The sequence below is a fragment of the Paenibacillus liaoningensis genome, assembly GCF_059609455.1.
Genome location: NZ_JCAALU010000024.1, coordinates 1 through 16045 on the forward strand (window position 1 = coordinate 1; position 16045 = coordinate 16045).

A 16045-nucleotide genomic window follows, 5' to 3' on the forward strand; every position below is an offset into this window, starting at 1 on the left:
TCCAGCAACTGCAGAGAAGGTTCTTTAGCACGCCTATTTTTAGTATACTGCCAACGCCAAATAAATTTAAGAGAAAAATGTTGACAAGATATTAGCTGGTTTTAGCTTAATCGATTATCTGATTATTTTTAAATAAGTACCTAATCCCTTTTCCAGCCATCTTCTCATTGGAATAACGAGGAATAACGTGTAGATGAGCATGAAAAATATGTTGACCACCGACATCTCCACAATTCCATCCGATATTGTACCCATCAGGTGAATAATTTTGGTCCACATACTGCTTTACCTTGATAAGCAAGTGATATGTAGCATTCCATTCTTCTTCCGATAAATCAAATACCGACTCCCTGTGTATATGCGGTACAATGATTCCGGCACCTCTTATTTCTTGATTTTCTAAAAGAGAGTAGGTACAGCTATCATTTTTAATTATTATTTCGTGTTTATCTCCATTGTTTGAGATATCGCAATATGGGCATTTTGTCATAATTAACACCTCATTTCTAAAACGATATTGTGCCATGTCGAATGTTCTTTTTCCCATTGATGCGGAGACCCTCCAGCTCCAGTAATCTTGTTTTCATCGCTATTCCACCACGATAGCCAGTAAGTGTCCCATTTTTGCCGATTACGCGATGGCACGGAACGGTAATGAGCACTGGATTTGCGCCAATGGCTGCACCAACTGCTCGAACCGCTGCAGGCTTCTGAATATGGTTGGCAATATCTGAATAGGACCAGGTATGCCCATATGGAATGCTGCAAAGAGCCTGCCATACGGCCTCTTGAAAAGGCGTTCCTTGAAATACGGTAGGAACCGTAAAGTTTTCAAGCGCTCCTTGCAAATATTGGGCTAGCTCAGCCTTATACGGAAGCAGCTTTTCATCATCATGGATCAAAGGGCTATGTGAAAACCGCGATGCAGCCCATTTCGCCAACTCTTCAAATGGCTGGTTTTGTGAACCGACAAAGCAAAGCCCTTCGTCGGTAGCAGCGACGTGCATATTCCAATCTTCATAACTAAACAGCGACCAGTATATGGCCCTGTTAATTGAATTCGTCATTTTGGAGGATCTCCTTTATTTTTGTTATGGCATCTTTGCTATGCTGCTGTCGATAGCTTTCGGGTGTATATCCGGTTTTCTGCTTGAACAGGGTAATAAAATATGGCGTATTGGACAAGCCGACACATTCGCCTGCTTCTGCAATGGATACAGGAGAAGATAGAAGCATCGCCTTAGCCTTTTCGATTCTTATTTGCTGGATATAGTCGACGGGAGTTTTGCCCGTTACTTTTTTGAAGGTTCGGTGCAAATGATACGGCGTGCCATGACAAATGGCTGCAAGCGCAGCCAGCGTTAGCTTTTCTTTGTAGTTTCGATCTATATATTCGGTCACCATCGCGATCCATTCTTCATCAGGCAATCGTTGCCCAGTCGGTTTACAGCGTTTGCAGGGACGAAATTGGGCAGCCAGCGCTTGCTCAGCGGTTCGGAAAAATCCAATATTCTCTCTATTGGGCGGTCTAGACTTGCAGGATGGACGGCAAAAGATGCCCGTCGTTTTGACCGCGTAATAAAATTGACCGTCATATGAAGGGTCATTGCCTACAATGGCTCGCCATTGTTCTTCAGATACAGGTGCGGGAAGGATTGGCTCGTCCTTATCGCGCAGACTGCGAGGAATCTGATCCAGATTCGCTTTCCATTCATTGGACATGCTCGTTCACCTCTAAGATTAGTATAACCGTGAGCGGGGGTATTTGTGTGTAATTTGGAATGGAATAGCAAGATAACGAAATGACAAGGAGATAGGGGGTCTTTTTTCGTTTGCACCCAGCCAAATCCATTGAGGTTTGCGGATAAATGAATTATAATTTTCGTTGTTGATAATAGTTCTCAATAATTAAAAATGCGGCATAAGATTCTACATAAAAAGGGGCTTATCACTTGACTGTCACGATCAATGAGGAAGAGCATATCCAGCTATGGAATGCTGCTGCTATCAAGGTTATTGACGTAAGGCACTTCACCATGATGCATGGCGAGGAATTGCGGTCGTACCTATTTCCGTCAAGTGTCTTCCTATATGCCATTCGCGGCGAGGCTCAGGTGCTGCTGGACGGGATCGAACATTCCGCGAAGCGATTCCATTTATGGCACGGTGGAAAAGGAACCTGTCTGGATATTTTTCCAACGGAAGCGGAGTTTGAATATTATTTGATCTTTTATAGAGCAACGATTCCATCGACTGGCAGGCGGGAAATCCTGCATCTCATGGAGCGGTATAATCCGTTTCAACTGCAATATAGTTTGGCTCCACTGCGTTCTGCTGTTTTATTTGACAAGGTGGATAATATGCTGAAAGAATGGCAGAGCTCGCGCACGTTAGAAAAATTTCATGTTAAAACGTTGTTTTATCAATTTGTTTATGAACTGCTATGGCAGCTGGAGCAGCAGCAAATTGGCATGAAAAGACCTAATCTCGCAGCCCAGGTCATTCGTTATATTCAGGAGCATTACAGGGAGCCTTTAACCCGGGAATCAATTGCGCAGATTTTTCACTACAGCGTCCCCTATGTATCCAGACAATTTAGACAGGAAACGGGCATAAGCATGATTGATTATGTGATAAAAGAGCGTATTAACAAAGCCATGGAATACCTGCGCAAAACAGATATGACCGTGCAAGAGGCTTCTGCCAGTGTAGGTTATGAAGATGTATCCTATTTCACGAGGATTTTCAAAAAATATACCGGAATGACTCCCAAGCAATTTAAGGATCAGGATAAAGCAAAGAAAGCAGGGTTCGATTATCCTATCATTAGGGTTGGATCGTCCCTATTCCCGCGCAGGCTGCAACGTTATATTGGTAGAGGATATGAGAATCATTATCGATATAAAAGAGAGGGAGATTTATCGATGTACAGAAACAAATCAGCTATGGGGGTCACTTTACTATTATGTCTTACGCTGCTACTTAGCGCTTGCTCAGGAGCAGGCAGCTCCAATAATGGATCAGTTGCGTCACCTGCACCAGCAGCAACGGCAGATGGAAACGCTCAAGTGCAGGCCTCAGCATCAAACGGTGGTGCAGCGAGCGCAGCGGAAATGGTGACTTATTCGGCAGTGAATGGCGAAGTTAAAATTCCCAAAAATCCGCAGCGTATCGTTATCATAGCTGGCGCCTTTGTTGGCCATTTGCTGGCACTCGGCATTAAGCCGGTTGGTGCGGGGGAAGAAGCTTTCAACAGCTATACGGAAGGAAAGCTGGATGGGGTCGAAAGTATAGGCGATGGCATCGCGTATGAAAAGATTTTGGAGCTGCAGCCGGACCTCATTATCGTATGGAATGACCCGGCTGTGCTCGAGAAGCTGAACCAGATTGCTCCGACTGTAGTTGTCGATTATGGCGTGCCTGTAAGGCAGCAGCTGCTGGAATTCGGGAAAATGACGGGCCGGGAGGATCAGGCTAATGCCTGGATTACGGCTTGGGATAAAAAGATAGCCGATTACAAACCGAAGGTGCAAGCGGCTGTGGGTGACAAAACCGTTGCTATCTTTGACTCTGGCAGTGCTAAAGAGTTTTATGCTTACGGCAATAAGCTGGGAAGAGGCGGCGAGATTATTTATGGGGAATTCCAGTTGAAGGCGCCGCCCATTATTCAGAAGGAAGCGATCGACAGCGGTACAGGCTGGGCGAAGCTGTCTTTGGAGCTGCTGCCCGAATATGCAGGAGATTATATTTTTATTAACGAGTGGACAGGCAAGGACAATCCAGAGGCTGTTTTTGAAGGCAGCATGTGGGAGCAACTGGACGCAGTCAAAAACAATCGCGTTTTCCGCGAAAAAGGCAGAGGCTTTATGTTCAGCGACCCTGTGTCTTTGGACGCGCAGTTGGAGTTTGTTGTGGAGAGTTTTATTGGGGAATAATGGGTGTTTGACGGGTAGAAACCAGAACCGTGCGTGTGCGGTTCTGGTTTTTTTAAAATATAGGAAAGTATATGATTTTTCCATCCTTTCTCTATATTTCTCGGAATGAAACGCGCCGCGCCGCCAGAGGACGGCGAAAGCCGTTTCACCTTGGCCCAGATTCTATATTATTTTTAAAATCGGTATGGAGTTGTGGCGCTATAACCTTTATAATTTGACGAGAATACTTTAATAAAGGAATAGGTGTTATTCATGAGCATATTAAATGTAGAGCGGCTGAGTCACGGTTTCGGAGACCGGGCAATTTTCAGCGATGTATCATTCCGCCTTCTAAAGGGCGAACATATCGGTCTAATAGGTGCCAACGGTGAAGGGAAGTCCACCTTCATGAACATCATCACAGGCAAGCTTCAGCCGGACGATGGTAAAGTGGAGTGGGCAAGACGCGTGCGGACGGGCTATCTGGATCAGCACGCTGTGCTGTCAAAGGGGCAGTCGATGCGCGATGTTTTGCGCGGTGCGTTCCAATATCTGTTTGATATGGAGCAGGAAATGAACGACATGTATGGCAGAATGGGTGACGTCTCTCCGGAGGAGCTGGAACAGCTGCTGGAGGATGTCGGAACCATTCAGGACACGCTAACGAATCAGGATTTTTATATGATCGACGCCAAAATCGATGAAACGGCTCGCGGGCTTGGACTTACGGACATCGGTTTGGACAAGGATGTTCATGATCTCAGCGGAGGTCAGCGTACCAAGGTGCTGCTTGCCAAATTGCTGCTAGAAAAACCGGATATCCTATTGCTTGACGAGCCTACCAACTATCTCGACGAGCAGCATATCGTATGGCTTACCCGATATTTACAGGAATACGAAAATGCCTTTATTTTAATCTCGCATGATATTCCGTTCTTGAACAGCGTAATCAACCTGATCTACCATATGGAAAATCAGTCGCTGTCGCGCTATGTTGGGGATTATGAGTATTTCCAGCAGGTGTACGAGGCGAAAAAGCAACAGCTTGAATCCGCCTTTAAGCGGCAGCAGCAGGAAATTTCGGAATTGAAGGACTTCGTTGCACGCAACAAGGCCAGCGTGGCTACGCGTAATATGGCGATGTCTCGCCAGAAGAAGCTGGATAAGATGGACGTTATCGAACTCGCTAGGGAAAAACCGAAGCCGCAGTTCAACTTCAAGCCGGCGCGCACTTCCGGCAAGGTGATTTTTGAAACGAAGGATCTCGTAATCGGCTACGATTCACCACTGTCGAAGCCTTTGAATTTAAGCATGGAGCGGGGACAAAAAATAGCGTTGGTCGGTTCAAACGGGATCGGTAAAACAACGCTGCTGCGCAGCATCCTCGGCCAAATACCGGCTATTACAGGTTCAGCAAGGCTGGGGGATCTGCTGGAAATCGGCTATTTCGAGCAGGAAATGAAGGAAACGAACAACAACACCTGTATTGAAGAGGTTTGGAGCGAGTTCCCATCCTTTACGCAGTTTGAAATTCGGGCGGCTCTTGCCAAATGCGGTCTGACAACGAAGCACATTGAGAGCAAAATCGTGGTGCTAAGCGGCGGAGAGAAAGCCAAAGTCCGCTTGTGCAAGCTGATCAACCATGAGACGAATTTGCTCGTGCTCGACGAGCCTACGAACCATCTCGACGTGGATGCCAAAGATGAGCTGCAGCGTGCGCTTAAAGCCTATAAGGGAAGCATTTTGCTGATTTCCCATGAACCCGAATTTTATCGCGATATTGTGACGGATACGTGGAACTGCGAAAATTGGACGACGAAAGTGTTTTAGATGGTAAAACAGAAAAACAGGAATACAGGGCTGCCTTCATAGAGGCGGCCTTTTTTGCGCTGTTTTGAAATTATACCTCAGGGAGCGTTATGATAGGATGGAATGGAAATAACAATCTAACCCATGTATCCGAGATTGAATTGAAGATATTGAAAGGAATGAGGGAGATGAAACATCCTTTTTATCTGAAAGCGGTATGGAATGGCGGGCGTAACAGTGAAGGACATATCGATGCCGGCGGATTAAAAACAATCATTTCGATCCCGCAGGAGATGGGTGGGCCAGGAACAGGTACGAATCCTGACGAAATGCTTCTGGGGGCAGCAGCGACCTGTTATTTGATTACACTGGCAGCGATGCTCGAGCGTTCGGCTATTACACCGCAGGAGCTGACTCTGGAGTCTGAAGCGATTGTAGATGTAACGAATAATGTGTTTACGTACGAACGGATAATACATAAACCGCGAATTGTGCTCAAAGCGGATGCATCAGAGGCTGAGCGGACGAAAGCCGAGCGTCTGGCACATCGGGCAGAAGAGTCCTGTATGATCTCCAGAGCTTTGGCAGGCAATGTCTCCATAGAGACGCAGCCTACTATTGTGATAACAGGGATTAATGAGGAGTAATGGGCTGAATATTAGACAGCCCTAGCTGTGGTCTGTGTAAGGATATTTTCTCGATAGCCCGCTGCTTCCGCATCTTTAACTTCAATTGCTTAAAAAGTTTTATTGAAAACTAAATATAAATGATATATAGTATGATCAGATCGCTGAATAGTTAGGATGAGTTAAAAATGTCATACTCAACAGCTCTATCACAAGGAATTGCCATATTGCTCTATATTCACAGCATTGCGGAGGAGAACTGCTCTAATTTTTTGTCCACTAAAGTGATTTCTGAGCAATTAAATATTCCGGTTCCGACAACGGTTAAGGTCATCAGGAATCTGAATAATGCTAGGCTGACGGTTGCAAAAGAAGGAGCGAAGGGAGGCATACTGCTGGCAAGGCCGCTAGCAGAAATTACGTTATTGGATGTTTTTCTAGCAGTCGAACCTGGCAAAGCGCTGTTCAAGCTCCATACCGATACCACACTTCAAGGAAAAGAAGTCGACGCAGTCAAACAAAAGATAGCCTTTAGTCTACAAACCGTTGAGATGTCTATGCACAATCATTTGAAAGAAGTGAGGTTAACCGACTTTTTGAACTAAACGACGGTTGCCTTCTCTTTTTTTGAGATAACTAGATATAATGAATATTTAATATATTACATTCCTCTCTTTTAATTTTAAACAACCGAAAGGGGCAATAACATGACTTTTGAAAATAGAGCAGTAAAAGCGAGCAATGGCGTTGAAATTCCGCAATTGGGGTTTGGGGTATACAAAATAACGAAAGAACGAGAATTTGAGATGGCGATCAGCGAGGCTATTCGAATCGGATATCGGCATTTTGATACCGCTAAAATTTATGGGAATGAGCAAGCTTTAGGAAGAGAGATTCAGAAAAGCGGGCTGCCTCGCGAGGCTTTTTTTATCACGTCTAAAGTGTGGAATACGGATCTTGGTTATGAAGCGACCATAAAGGCTTTTGAACAAACTTGCAAAAAGCTGAATGTAGCTTACCTGGATATGTATTTGATTCATTTTGCTGCACCAAATTATTTGGAAGCGTGGCGAGCAATGGAAGATCTGTACTCCGAAGGGAAAATCAAAGTGATTGGCGTTGCAAATTTTGAGATTCAGCATCTGGAGCATTTAATGAAGCATGCCACAATCCCGCCGATGATCAATCAGATTGAGACGCATCCCGAGTTTGCGCAAAATGACCTGCACCAATATCTTAATGAACATCAGATTTTGCATGAGGCATGGGGGCCGCTAGGGCAAGGGAATAAAGCGTTATTGGAGCATCCGGGGTTAAAAAAAATTGCGGCTTATCATCATAAAACAGTGGCGCAAGTCATTTTACGTTGGCACTTGGAGCGAGGCATTATCGTCATTCCAAAATCATCGAGCCCTAAAAGAATGAAAGAAAATAGCGAGATATTTGATTTTGAGCTTACTAGCGATGAATTGGAACAGATCAACCAGCTGAATAGAGGCAAAAGGTATTCGATTAATCCAACCGGTTATATGATTAATCCAATCTATAATAAATTAATGAAGATTTTAATTAAATAATGTAGTCGAATAACAGTATATGAGCGAAGTCTTTAAGAGACTTGCTGAAACTGCTATACTCAGGGCAGGTATGCAAGTCTCAGCCATCCAAGTTAATATAGAAGCCAGTGTCTATTTCTAAAGAGAACGTGCATCAATAAGCGATTACGGAAGGAGTATTTGTCATAGGATGAAGCAGCAAGAAGAGTACAAGCTTTGGAATCACCTACATATTGAACTGGCTGACATCCGTCTGCATGCTCTTTCTGAGGGAGAGTCCAGCATAGGTTACCGTTTGCCTGCAAGTGCTTTTATATTTCTATACAAAGGCAAAGCAACGATACGGATGGATGGAATTATTCATCCTGTTGAACATTTTCATTGTCTGCATGGCTGCAAGGGAATGCGGCTGGATATTGAAGCAGCGGAATATTTGGAATATTATATGGTGCTTTATCGTGGCGAGTTTCCGCTGCGCCGAAGGCATTTTCTGGACAAGGGAGGAATCCCGCCGTTTCAGCAAATATTTGCTTTTGCTCCCGCGCAGCCTATAGGGCTTTATCAGATTCTACAGCGGATGGAGGCTGCATGGAATCGATCGACGGAGAAAGAAAAATTTTTAGCGAAAACACTCTTCTTTCCATTTATTCTGGAAATGCTTCAGCAAAAGCAGCAGCTAGGAATGGACCTGCTTCCTACAGAGGTAGTTAAGCAAGTAGCTCAGTATATGCATGAGCATGTGGATGAGCCATTGACGCTGGAGCTGCTAGGGAAGAGGTTTGGCTACAATCCCCAATACCTGGCTCGTAGATTCAAGGAATTGACGATGCACAGTCCGATTGATTATCTAATAGGGCTTCGTATTGAAAAAGCGTGTCATATGCTGCAAAACACAGATGCTTCGATTGGTGACATAGCCCAAAGTGTAGGTTATGAGGATGTGTTTTATTTCAACCGCATTTTCAAAAAGATCGTTGGCCTTTCTCCCAGCCATTTCAAAAAAAAGCTGTCGGATAAGGAGGGTGTTCGGTTTAATCCATATAAAAAGTGGGGATTATCCATGTCAGAGTCCATCGCTCCATGCTATAGTGATAATGATAATTGTTATCACTATAAAGAAAAGGGAGAGTCTTATATGTACCGAACATCCAGAAAAAATATGATGGCAGCACTTCTTATCTGTATGGCCTTATTGATTACAGCTTGCGGAGGGGGAAATACGAATCTGCAGTCCCCATCGGAAACCGCCGCTGCTGGCTCTAATTCTTCAGCACTAACTCAGAAAGCGACGCCAATAACAGACACCAAGATCGTGAATACCGCCTTCGGCGAAGTGGAAGTTTCCAAAAAGCCTGAACGCATTGTGGCGATTCAATATTTGAGCAGTCTGCTAGCCGTGAAGGCTAATCCAATCGCCTCTACAACACGCATTATGGATAATCCGTATTTCAACGGTTTAACGGACAATATTGAGATTGTCGGTTCTTCCGGCAGTGATGTTTCCTTTGAAAAGCTGATTGAGCTTAATCCTGATCTGATTGTCGTCATGACCTCGGAGGAGGAAGAATATAAAAAGTACAGTAAAATTGCTCCAACGATTGCCATTCCCTATGGAAACTTCACATCCATTGAGGAGGAAGTTAAGTTCTTTGGAGATCTGCTTGGGCGGGACGAGGAGGCCTCTTCATGGATAGCCGATTATAATGCGCGAATCGCGGCTGCGAGTGCCAAGGTCCAAGCAGTGATACCCGCAGATGCAACCTTTAGTATCATGCAGGAGACAGACAAAACATTAAGTATTTATGGCAGTGAGTTTGGCCGTGGGGGAAAAGTTATTTATGAGAATCTAGGACGGGTATCGCCCCCAGCCTATGATGAAGCAGTTAAGGAAGATAAATACAAGGATATTTCAATGGAAGTATTGGAGCAATATGCCGGGGACTATATCATCCTGACTACGGAGAGGTCATTGGAGGAGCTTCGCGAGGATCCAATCTGGGGACGGCTGGAAGCAGTCAAAAATGGCAGACTTTATGCCTGGTCTAACATTCGCTCTTATTTTATTGACCCGCTGTCGATATTAATGCAGACAGAAGAATTGGCTGATTGGCTGACGAATGCACCACAGAACAAATGATCTAGAATATCGTATTAAAGCTTCTGCCCGTAGTCTGAGCAGGAGCTTTTTTATTTGAGCAGAAAATTAATATGATGTCCTCTAGGGAAGTGAACAGGTGTATAATAATGTAATTAAATAGTTTAGAGGAGTAATTATAATGAGGATTATTGCTGCAAATGATTCGCACTTCGAATATATTAGAAAACATGACCATCACATCTCAGAAAACTTAATCTTACCGAAAATTAGAGGGAATGAGATATACATTTTGCAGAATGAAGAATATCGTATCGTTGGGTGGATGCGGCACAGCTATTTTTGGGACAACACGCCTTTTTTGAATATGATTTGGATCGATGATACCTATCGAAGTAAAGGATTAGGGAAGAAAGCCGTTCTTTTTTGGGAGGATGAAATGAAGAAGCTCCGTTTTAACTTGGTTATGACCTCTACTTTAGCAAATGAAGAGGCTCAGCATTTTTATAGAAAATTAGGTTATCGAGATTCAGGGTGCTTAATACTTGAAGATGAGCCTCTGGAAATCATACTTACTAAGAGGCTTTCTAATTTATGAATCGGGTCTTAATACCTAGAAGGATAAACACGGGTATGATTATAAAGTCATGATCTAACTAATGATTAATTTTAGAAAAATAATCCTTAAAGATCATTTTCATTATTTTTCTAATGTATTCCAGATATATTTCCGAATATTTTTTTATCCTGTATTCAGGAATCCATATTAGAGAATAGGTAATCCACTTAGGGAGGAACTATCATTGTTAGTTAAAGATTATGAACAATTAATCGGTAAAATACTAACGAAAAGCATCCGCGATACAAAGGGAACGCTTTTAATCAGAAAGGGAACTATTCTTCTAAAAAGTCACACCGAGAGACTTGCTAAATTTAAGATCCAAATCGGGGAAGTCACAACTATCGATGCGAATGCTTCTGAGCTGAATCAGGAAATTTCTGATCATACACCGAAACAAAAGCCCTCCTTCCGAGATTCATATGAAAGGGCTAAGCAGCATTTTAACGATATGGATCAGTTCGTTCGTCAAAACGGAATTGTTCCTGTCGAGGAGCTTGAACGGGAAGTTCTTCCCTTTATAAAGGAAATAGCGAAGCGATATAATCTATTTCAGTTATTTTCCGAGCTTAAGGAACAGGACGATTACAGGTACAGGCAATGTATAGGAACGGCCGTTATTGCGACCTCCTTAGGTAAGCGGCTTGGTTTGAAAGAAAACGAATTGGATATGCTTACAACTGCGGCGAGTCTCTATGATATTGGACTGGTCAAGCTGCCAACTGCAATCGTTTCCAAACAGTCAAGGTTAGACACTCATGAATACGCGATTTTAAAGCAGCATACCATTCTCGGAAACGAGCTACTACTCCAATCGGGCGTTGAACCTCGGGTTGCTCTGGTCGCTCTTCAGCATCATGAACGAGAGGACGGCAGCGGTTATCCAAGTGCTCTGAAGGGGGATGAGCTGGATCGTTTTAGCAAAATTGTAGGTTTGACAGATTTTTATATGGCTATCATCTCAGAAAGACCTTATAGGGCTGCGCTGCAATTTTTTGAAGCCATCGAAGAAATTCATCAACAAATTATTTTAAATCGCTTTGATTCGGTAATTGGGCTCACGCTGCTGGATATGCTGCTCTCCACCCAAATCGGTTGTGAGGTTGTTTTATCGGACAACAGACGAGGAACTATTTTGCTGAACAACTATAACTACCCGACTCGACCATTTATAGCGCTTGAAAACCACGAGTTTATTGATCTTAGCAAGTTTGATGATATTAAAATCATTGAAATTGTCGGATAAGAGGATTGGCATATAAATTAAGTATTACGCGGGGGGCCAAGAAGGCTCCTTATTTTTTTATGGTTTGTATGTGTTAAAATAGATAGTATTTGAGCTCAATGAAAGGTTTGATTTAACTTGGAAATTAGAATCATAGAGAAGGAGCAAGCTTGGCAATTGCGTCATCAGGTCATGTGGCCGGATAAGGATTTTGATTTTATAAAGCTTAAAGAGGATGGCGAGGGCACTCACTATGGACTTTTTGAAGAGGAAGAACTGGTCTCAGTGGTGTCCATTTTTATTCATGGCGTTCAGGCTCAGTTTAGAAAATTTGCTACTCTATCCCGTCATCAAAATAAAGGCTATGGAAGCAAACTTCTGAATTACGCACTCAGTGAATCAGAGCGCCTAGGCGTTAAACGGATATATTGCAATGCAAGAATGGATAAAGCAACGTTTTATGAGAAATTCGGGCTTTCTAAAACGGACGCCACCTTCAGTAAAAGCGGCAAAGATTATATTGTGATGGAACGCCACATAAAAGGAGAAATGAATATGAGTCAAGACGAGCTTTTTATGAGAGAAGCAATTAAGCTTTCTAAGCTTGCGGTTGAGCACGGAAACGAACCTTTTGGAGCGATACTCGTTAAAGACGGGGAAATTGTATTTACAAATGAAAATCAAATTTATTCAGCAACCGACCCAACTTTCCATGCAGAGGCTGGGCTGCTGCGGCGATTTTGCGAAGAAACCCACATTACGGATTTGCATGAATACACCTTATATTCGAGCTGTGAGCCTTGTTATATGTGCAGCGGTGCGATGGTTTGGACAAATGTGGGGCGACTGGTTTATAGCGCGAGCAACATGGAGTTGTGCAGTATATTGGGCGAGCAGGGAAGTCCTTGCTCTCAAATTGTATTTGAAAATTCTCACCATAAGCCTGATATCACAGCTGGGATATTACGGGAGGAAAGTCTTAGTATATTGGATGCCTATTTTTCGCACAACACAAAGGGCTGAAACATTCCAGTAAGCTTCGATTGGAGAAACTAACTTCATCCATACGCCAACCCTGCCATTGCTGCCAAAAGAAATCCTACTCCCCCAAGGAGGCCTAACCTTGCAAACGATTATGATCGTCGAAGACGAGCCGGCTATTTCCCGCGTTTTGGCGGCGTATATACGAAAGGCAGGCTTTGCGAGCATTATTTTTGACCGAGGGAAAGAGGCGGTGGAGAAGCTGGCCGTGCTTCAGCCCGCGCTTATTTTGCTTGATGTCATGCTGCCGGAAATGGATGGCTGGGAGGTGCTGCAGGAAGTACGGCGGCGCAGCGTCTGTCCGGTCATTATGCTCACAGCTAAAGGGGAGATTGGTGACCGCCTGGCTGGGCTGAACAGCGGCGCAGATGATTACATCACCAAGCCGTTCGAGCCACAGGAGGTGGTAGCACGGATTCAAGCTGTATTGCGCAGAGGTACGCATGCATTAATTGCGGGAAATCAGATCCAGTACGGCAGTCTGAAAATCAATTTAAACGACAGAAGCGTTTATTTGAATGAAGTATGTCTATCGATAACGCCGAAAGACTTTGCACTGCTGCATTTTTTAATGGAGCATCCTAATCAAATTTTTAATCGGGAGCAAATGATCGAGCAGGTATGGGGAATTGGCTATGATGGGAGTGACCGGGCTGTGGATCATGCGATTAAACGCTTGCGACAGGCGCTGCTGCATTTGCCTCCAGAAGAAGGAGAAATTCGTACCTTGCGGAGAACGGGGTACCAGTTTTATACCAATCATGAAAATTAATCCCTTCTATTTTTTTGCCATACGCCTGACACATTCTACCTTTATTCTGTAGTAGCTAGATCCTCTAAGTGATCTACTCCAAGATGTAGCTAATGATAAGAAGTCAAAGAGCTGCGAGCATCCACGATTGCAAACGTTGAATAGATGACTATGGGGAAGCTTTATCAAATCGAGTGGAAGGTGGATGAAGGTTATGGCGGATGTAATTGAATATCAGGTAATTGTTTCTAAGGCGAGAACTTCGGATAATAAGCTGCTTGTTATTACAGCGGCTGAGAGTGGGGAAGGCATAACGATATTGCCACAGGTGTACGGAAATGAACATCAATTGTGGGAAAAAAGAAAGGTGCGCGCTGGAGATGACAATGCCTATGCGCTCGTTAACAAAGCGACGGGCAAGTGCATTGGAAGAAAGGACTCCACGCAGGGCTCAAAGATTTATCAGGCGCCCGTTACAGAAGCGGACGTCAATGGTCTCATGGTATGGCGTGACGACAATGTTGCGGGAACGCACAATGCGATTAACAGCTATGTGGATTGGGAGCAGAAGCTCAATATTCCTGGCAACGGCCCATTTAAAAGCGGCGACTCGCTTGTGACGTGGGAATGGTGCCACGGTCAGATCAATGAATTATGGGTTTTCGTACCCGATCGCAAGAAGATTACGGTCAAGAAAATGGAATTTCAAATGGACAGCTCAATTGTGATTAATAGTGTGCCGATCGTAGCAGCCAAACAGCTTGTGACCAACCATTCGAATATTCAGCAAACGCAGCAAGTTACATTGAAATTTTCCAAAAGCCATACGTATAATTTCAAATGGGAGAGAGGGCTCAAGGTATCGGAAACGCTTGAATTTAAAGCAGGGCTGCCGCTTGTAGGCGATACGGGTGTGAAAATCTCGGTAGAGGGCTCGCGCAGCTATTCGGAAACCAAGACACAAGACGAGTCCCAGGAGGTTTCGCTGCAGGTCCCAGTCGTTTTGCCAGCAGGTGCAACTATCGAGGTTTCCGCTATTTTATTGCAGGGCGTTATCGATGTGCCCTATACGGTGACGTTTGAAGTGGAGTACCCGAATGGGAAAACAACCGAAACGGCTTCAGGCAAATATACCGGCGTGAACACGTTTACCGTTAATACCGAGTATAAAACGATCGTATAGTTTATGTATTCCATGCCATCATAATATAAAGATGAACGATAGCAGGCAGAAGGAGGCGGTGGCCTCTTTTTGCCTGCTATCGTTTTTTTTGCTCCGTAAGGAAAGGGGTAGTTCCTGCATATAAATTAAGTTAAACTAACATTCAAAAGGAAATTGAGGTGAATGCTTATGTTCTATATAGTGGTGTTAACCTTAATTGGACTGCTCCTTTCAAGCTTGGTGCCCATGGGTGCGATTTTGATCTGGAGCATCACTTTTGCTATAGTGATTTTGAATTATCGCAAAACCCTTCACATCCACAAAAATTTGCAGGAAATTAGAAGCCATTTAGGTTTGATGGGCAAGGAAGAAGCAGAGGATTTTAAAATTGAGGCAGAACTGAATAAAGTCAATCAGTTAAGCGAGCAGCAAATCAAAGAAATTAATGAGGAAATTGAACAGCAATTTGCTGAGCAGCTTGAAAAACAGGATGAGAAGAAAGACGATACGCCAGACAAAAAGGATAAGTAATTTATTCATTGAGCGTCTTATGTTATAGTAAACTCCTATTCCATGTACATAGTTATAACTACAAAAATTTCTACTAACGAGGTGCACAATGGCAAGCTTAAAAATATTAAATCCGTCCGTTAACGACGACATATATGCTTTTCAAGCGGGTCCCGAGGACGAGGAGGCGGTACGTGAGCTGATTATGGAAACGGCTCGCTGGCTTAGCAGCATGGGCTCCACGCAGTGGGGCGGCCTGCTTCAAGGTGAGGATAGCCATAATCTTGCGGGAGCGATTGCGCGTGGCGAGGTTTTTGCGTTTCGCAAAGCAGGGGAAGAGGGGCTCGCGGGCTCGGTTATTTTACAGCAGCAGCCTAGCGAATGGGATCGTAAGCTTTGGGGTGATACGGAAGTGGGCAAGGGAAGCGCGATCTTTTTGCACCGGTTAGTCGTTAATCGTCAGTTTTCCGGCAAGGGACTTGGCAGCGAAATGATGGCTTGGGTTGAAGGGGGTATCCAGTATTCCGGCAAAGACCGGATCAAGCTGGATTGTATCGCAAACAATGAGAAGCTTAACCGCTTCTACAAGCAATGTGGTTATACGTACAAAGGCGAAGCGAGTGGCTGGAGCATTTATGAAAAGCTGCTTCCAGATGTAAAGGTTCATTGAACAACGGCTGTTTATTAATAGGTCAAAAGTAATTCTAATGGAGGCAGGCTAACGAGAAGGGATTCAG

The 16045-nt window shown here is 44.0% G+C and carries 16 protein-coding genes; 13 read left to right on the forward strand and 3 right to left on the reverse strand.

From position 1 onward, the window contains the following. Positions 1 to 106: 106 nt before the first annotated feature. Genes AC6B99_RS29510 through AC6B99_RS29520 form a run of 3 tightly spaced genes read right to left on the reverse strand, consistent with a single transcriptional unit; the run spans position 107 to position 1722 of the window. Positions 107 to 547, reverse strand: a complete 441-nt coding sequence (locus AC6B99_RS29510) for an HIT family protein (protein WP_327204885.1) — start codon at positions 545 to 547, stop codon at positions 107 to 109. After that, positions 507 to 1067: a methylated-DNA--[protein]-cysteine S-methyltransferase gene (locus tag AC6B99_RS29515; RefSeq protein WP_494859770.1), complete on the reverse strand. Its 561-nt coding sequence runs from the start codon at positions 1065 to 1067 to the stop codon at positions 507 to 509. The genes AC6B99_RS29510 and AC6B99_RS29515 overlap by 41 nt, the downstream gene beginning before the upstream one ends. Next, positions 1051 to 1722: a bifunctional transcriptional activator/DNA repair enzyme AdaA gene (locus AC6B99_RS29520; protein WP_496664871.1), complete on the reverse strand. Its 672-nt coding sequence runs from the start codon at positions 1720 to 1722 to the stop codon at positions 1051 to 1053. The genes AC6B99_RS29515 and AC6B99_RS29520 overlap by 17 nt, the downstream gene beginning before the upstream one ends. Positions 1723 to 1952: 230 nt before the next feature. On the opposite strand from AC6B99_RS29520, the gene AC6B99_RS29525 reads away from it, so the two are divergent. The 13 genes from AC6B99_RS29525 to AC6B99_RS29585 all read left to right on the forward strand — a co-directional run bounded on the left by AC6B99_RS29525 (position 1953) and on the right by AC6B99_RS29585 (position 15978). Then, positions 1953 to 3935, forward strand: coding sequence for an ABC transporter substrate-binding protein (locus AC6B99_RS29525; RefSeq protein WP_496664872.1), 1983 nt, complete (start codon positions 1953 to 1955; stop codon positions 3933 to 3935). A gap of 252 nt (positions 3936 to 4187) precedes the next feature. Beyond that, complete coding sequence (locus AC6B99_RS29530; protein ID WP_496664873.1) at positions 4188 to 5744, forward strand: ABC-F family ATP-binding cassette domain-containing protein; 1557 nt, start codon at positions 4188 to 4190, stop codon at positions 5742 to 5744. A gap of 167 nt (positions 5745 to 5911) precedes the next feature. Then, positions 5912 to 6370 carry an OsmC family protein gene (locus AC6B99_RS29535; RefSeq protein ID WP_496664874.1) on the forward strand — a complete coding sequence of 153 codons (459 nt, stop codon included), beginning with the start codon at positions 5912 to 5914 and terminating at the stop codon, positions 6368 to 6370. Positions 6371 to 6537: 167 nt separating this feature from the next. Further along, positions 6538 to 6954 carry an RrF2 family transcriptional regulator gene (locus AC6B99_RS29540; protein ID WP_056028266.1) on the forward strand — a complete coding sequence of 139 codons (417 nt, stop codon included), beginning with the start codon at positions 6538 to 6540 and terminating at the stop codon, positions 6952 to 6954. A gap of 102 nt (positions 6955 to 7056) precedes the next feature. Further along, on the forward strand, positions 7057 to 7926 hold the full coding sequence (locus AC6B99_RS29545; RefSeq protein WP_496664875.1) for an aldo/keto reductase: 870 nt from the start codon (positions 7057 to 7059) through the stop codon (positions 7924 to 7926). Positions 7927 to 8095: 169 nt separating this feature from the next. Then, a complete protein-coding gene (locus tag AC6B99_RS29550) occupies positions 8096 to 10042 on the forward strand; it encodes an AraC family transcriptional regulator (RefSeq protein ID WP_496664876.1) in 1947 nt (648 codons plus the stop codon). 139 nt (positions 10043 to 10181) lie between these two features. Then, the gene (locus AC6B99_RS29555; RefSeq protein WP_056028259.1) at positions 10182 to 10598 is read left to right on the forward strand and encodes a GNAT family N-acetyltransferase; all 417 of its coding nucleotides are present in this window, start codon (positions 10182 to 10184) and stop codon (positions 10596 to 10598) included. A gap of 205 nt (positions 10599 to 10803) precedes the next feature. Then, positions 10804 to 11865, forward strand: coding sequence for an HD domain-containing phosphohydrolase (locus tag AC6B99_RS29560; RefSeq protein WP_494859780.1), 1062 nt, complete (start codon positions 10804 to 10806; stop codon positions 11863 to 11865). A gap of 117 nt (positions 11866 to 11982) precedes the next feature. Beyond that, entirely contained in the window at positions 11983 to 12867 is an 885-nt protein-coding gene (locus AC6B99_RS29565; RefSeq protein ID WP_496664877.1) for a GNAT family N-acetyltransferase, read from the forward strand. Between the two features lie 100 nt (positions 12868 to 12967). Further along, positions 12968 to 13657 carry a response regulator transcription factor gene (locus tag AC6B99_RS29570; protein ID WP_056028255.1) on the forward strand — a complete coding sequence of 230 codons (690 nt, stop codon included), beginning with the start codon at positions 12968 to 12970 and terminating at the stop codon, positions 13655 to 13657. Between the two features lie 193 nt (positions 13658 to 13850). Beyond that, positions 13851 to 14819, forward strand: a complete 969-nt coding sequence (locus AC6B99_RS29575; RefSeq protein ID WP_494859782.1) for an ETX/MTX2 family pore-forming toxin — start codon at positions 13851 to 13853, stop codon at positions 14817 to 14819. Between the two features lie 168 nt (positions 14820 to 14987). After that, the gene (locus tag AC6B99_RS29580; RefSeq protein ID WP_155972687.1) at positions 14988 to 15329 is read left to right on the forward strand and encodes a hypothetical protein; all 342 of its coding nucleotides are present in this window, start codon (positions 14988 to 14990) and stop codon (positions 15327 to 15329) included. An 88-nt stretch (positions 15330 to 15417) separates the two neighbouring features. Beyond that, complete coding sequence (locus AC6B99_RS29585) at positions 15418 to 15978, forward strand: GNAT family N-acetyltransferase (RefSeq protein ID WP_056028247.1); 561 nt, start codon at positions 15418 to 15420, stop codon at positions 15976 to 15978. The last annotated feature ends 67 nt before the right edge of the window (positions 15979 to 16045 follow it).

Bases quoted from the DNA above. Each gene is read 5' to 3' on its own strand.
- AC6B99_RS29510 (WP_327204885.1), bottom strand. From the start codon at position 547: ATGGGAAAAAGAACATTCGACATGGCACAATATCGTTTTAGAAATGAG.
- AC6B99_RS29515 (WP_494859770.1), bottom strand. From the start codon at position 1,067: ATGACGAATTCAATTAACAGGGCCATATACTGGTCGCTGTTTAGTTAT.
- AC6B99_RS29520 (WP_496664871.1), bottom strand. From the start codon at position 1,722: ATGTCCAATGAATGGAAAGCGAATCTGGATCAGATTCCTCGCAGTCTG.
- AC6B99_RS29530 (WP_496664873.1), top strand. From the start codon at position 4,188: ATGAGCATATTAAATGTAGAGCGGCTGAGTCACGGTTTCGGAGACCGG.
- AC6B99_RS29535 (WP_496664874.1), top strand. From the start codon at position 5,912: ATGAAACATCCTTTTTATCTGAAAGCGGTATGGAATGGCGGGCGTAAC.
- AC6B99_RS29540 (WP_056028266.1), top strand. From the start codon at position 6,538: ATGTCATACTCAACAGCTCTATCACAAGGAATTGCCATATTGCTCTAT.
- AC6B99_RS29545 (WP_496664875.1), top strand. From the start codon at position 7,057: ATGACTTTTGAAAATAGAGCAGTAAAAGCGAGCAATGGCGTTGAAATT.
- AC6B99_RS29550 (WP_496664876.1), top strand. From the start codon at position 8,096: ATGAAGCAGCAAGAAGAGTACAAGCTTTGGAATCACCTACATATTGAA.
- AC6B99_RS29555 (WP_056028259.1), top strand. From the start codon at position 10,182: ATGAGGATTATTGCTGCAAATGATTCGCACTTCGAATATATTAGAAAA.
- AC6B99_RS29575 (WP_494859782.1), top strand. From the start codon at position 13,851: ATGGCGGATGTAATTGAATATCAGGTAATTGTTTCTAAGGCGAGAACT.
- AC6B99_RS29580 (WP_155972687.1), top strand. From the start codon at position 14,988: ATGTTCTATATAGTGGTGTTAACCTTAATTGGACTGCTCCTTTCAAGC.
- AC6B99_RS29585 (WP_056028247.1), top strand. From the start codon at position 15,418: ATGGCAAGCTTAAAAATATTAAATCCGTCCGTTAACGACGACATATAT.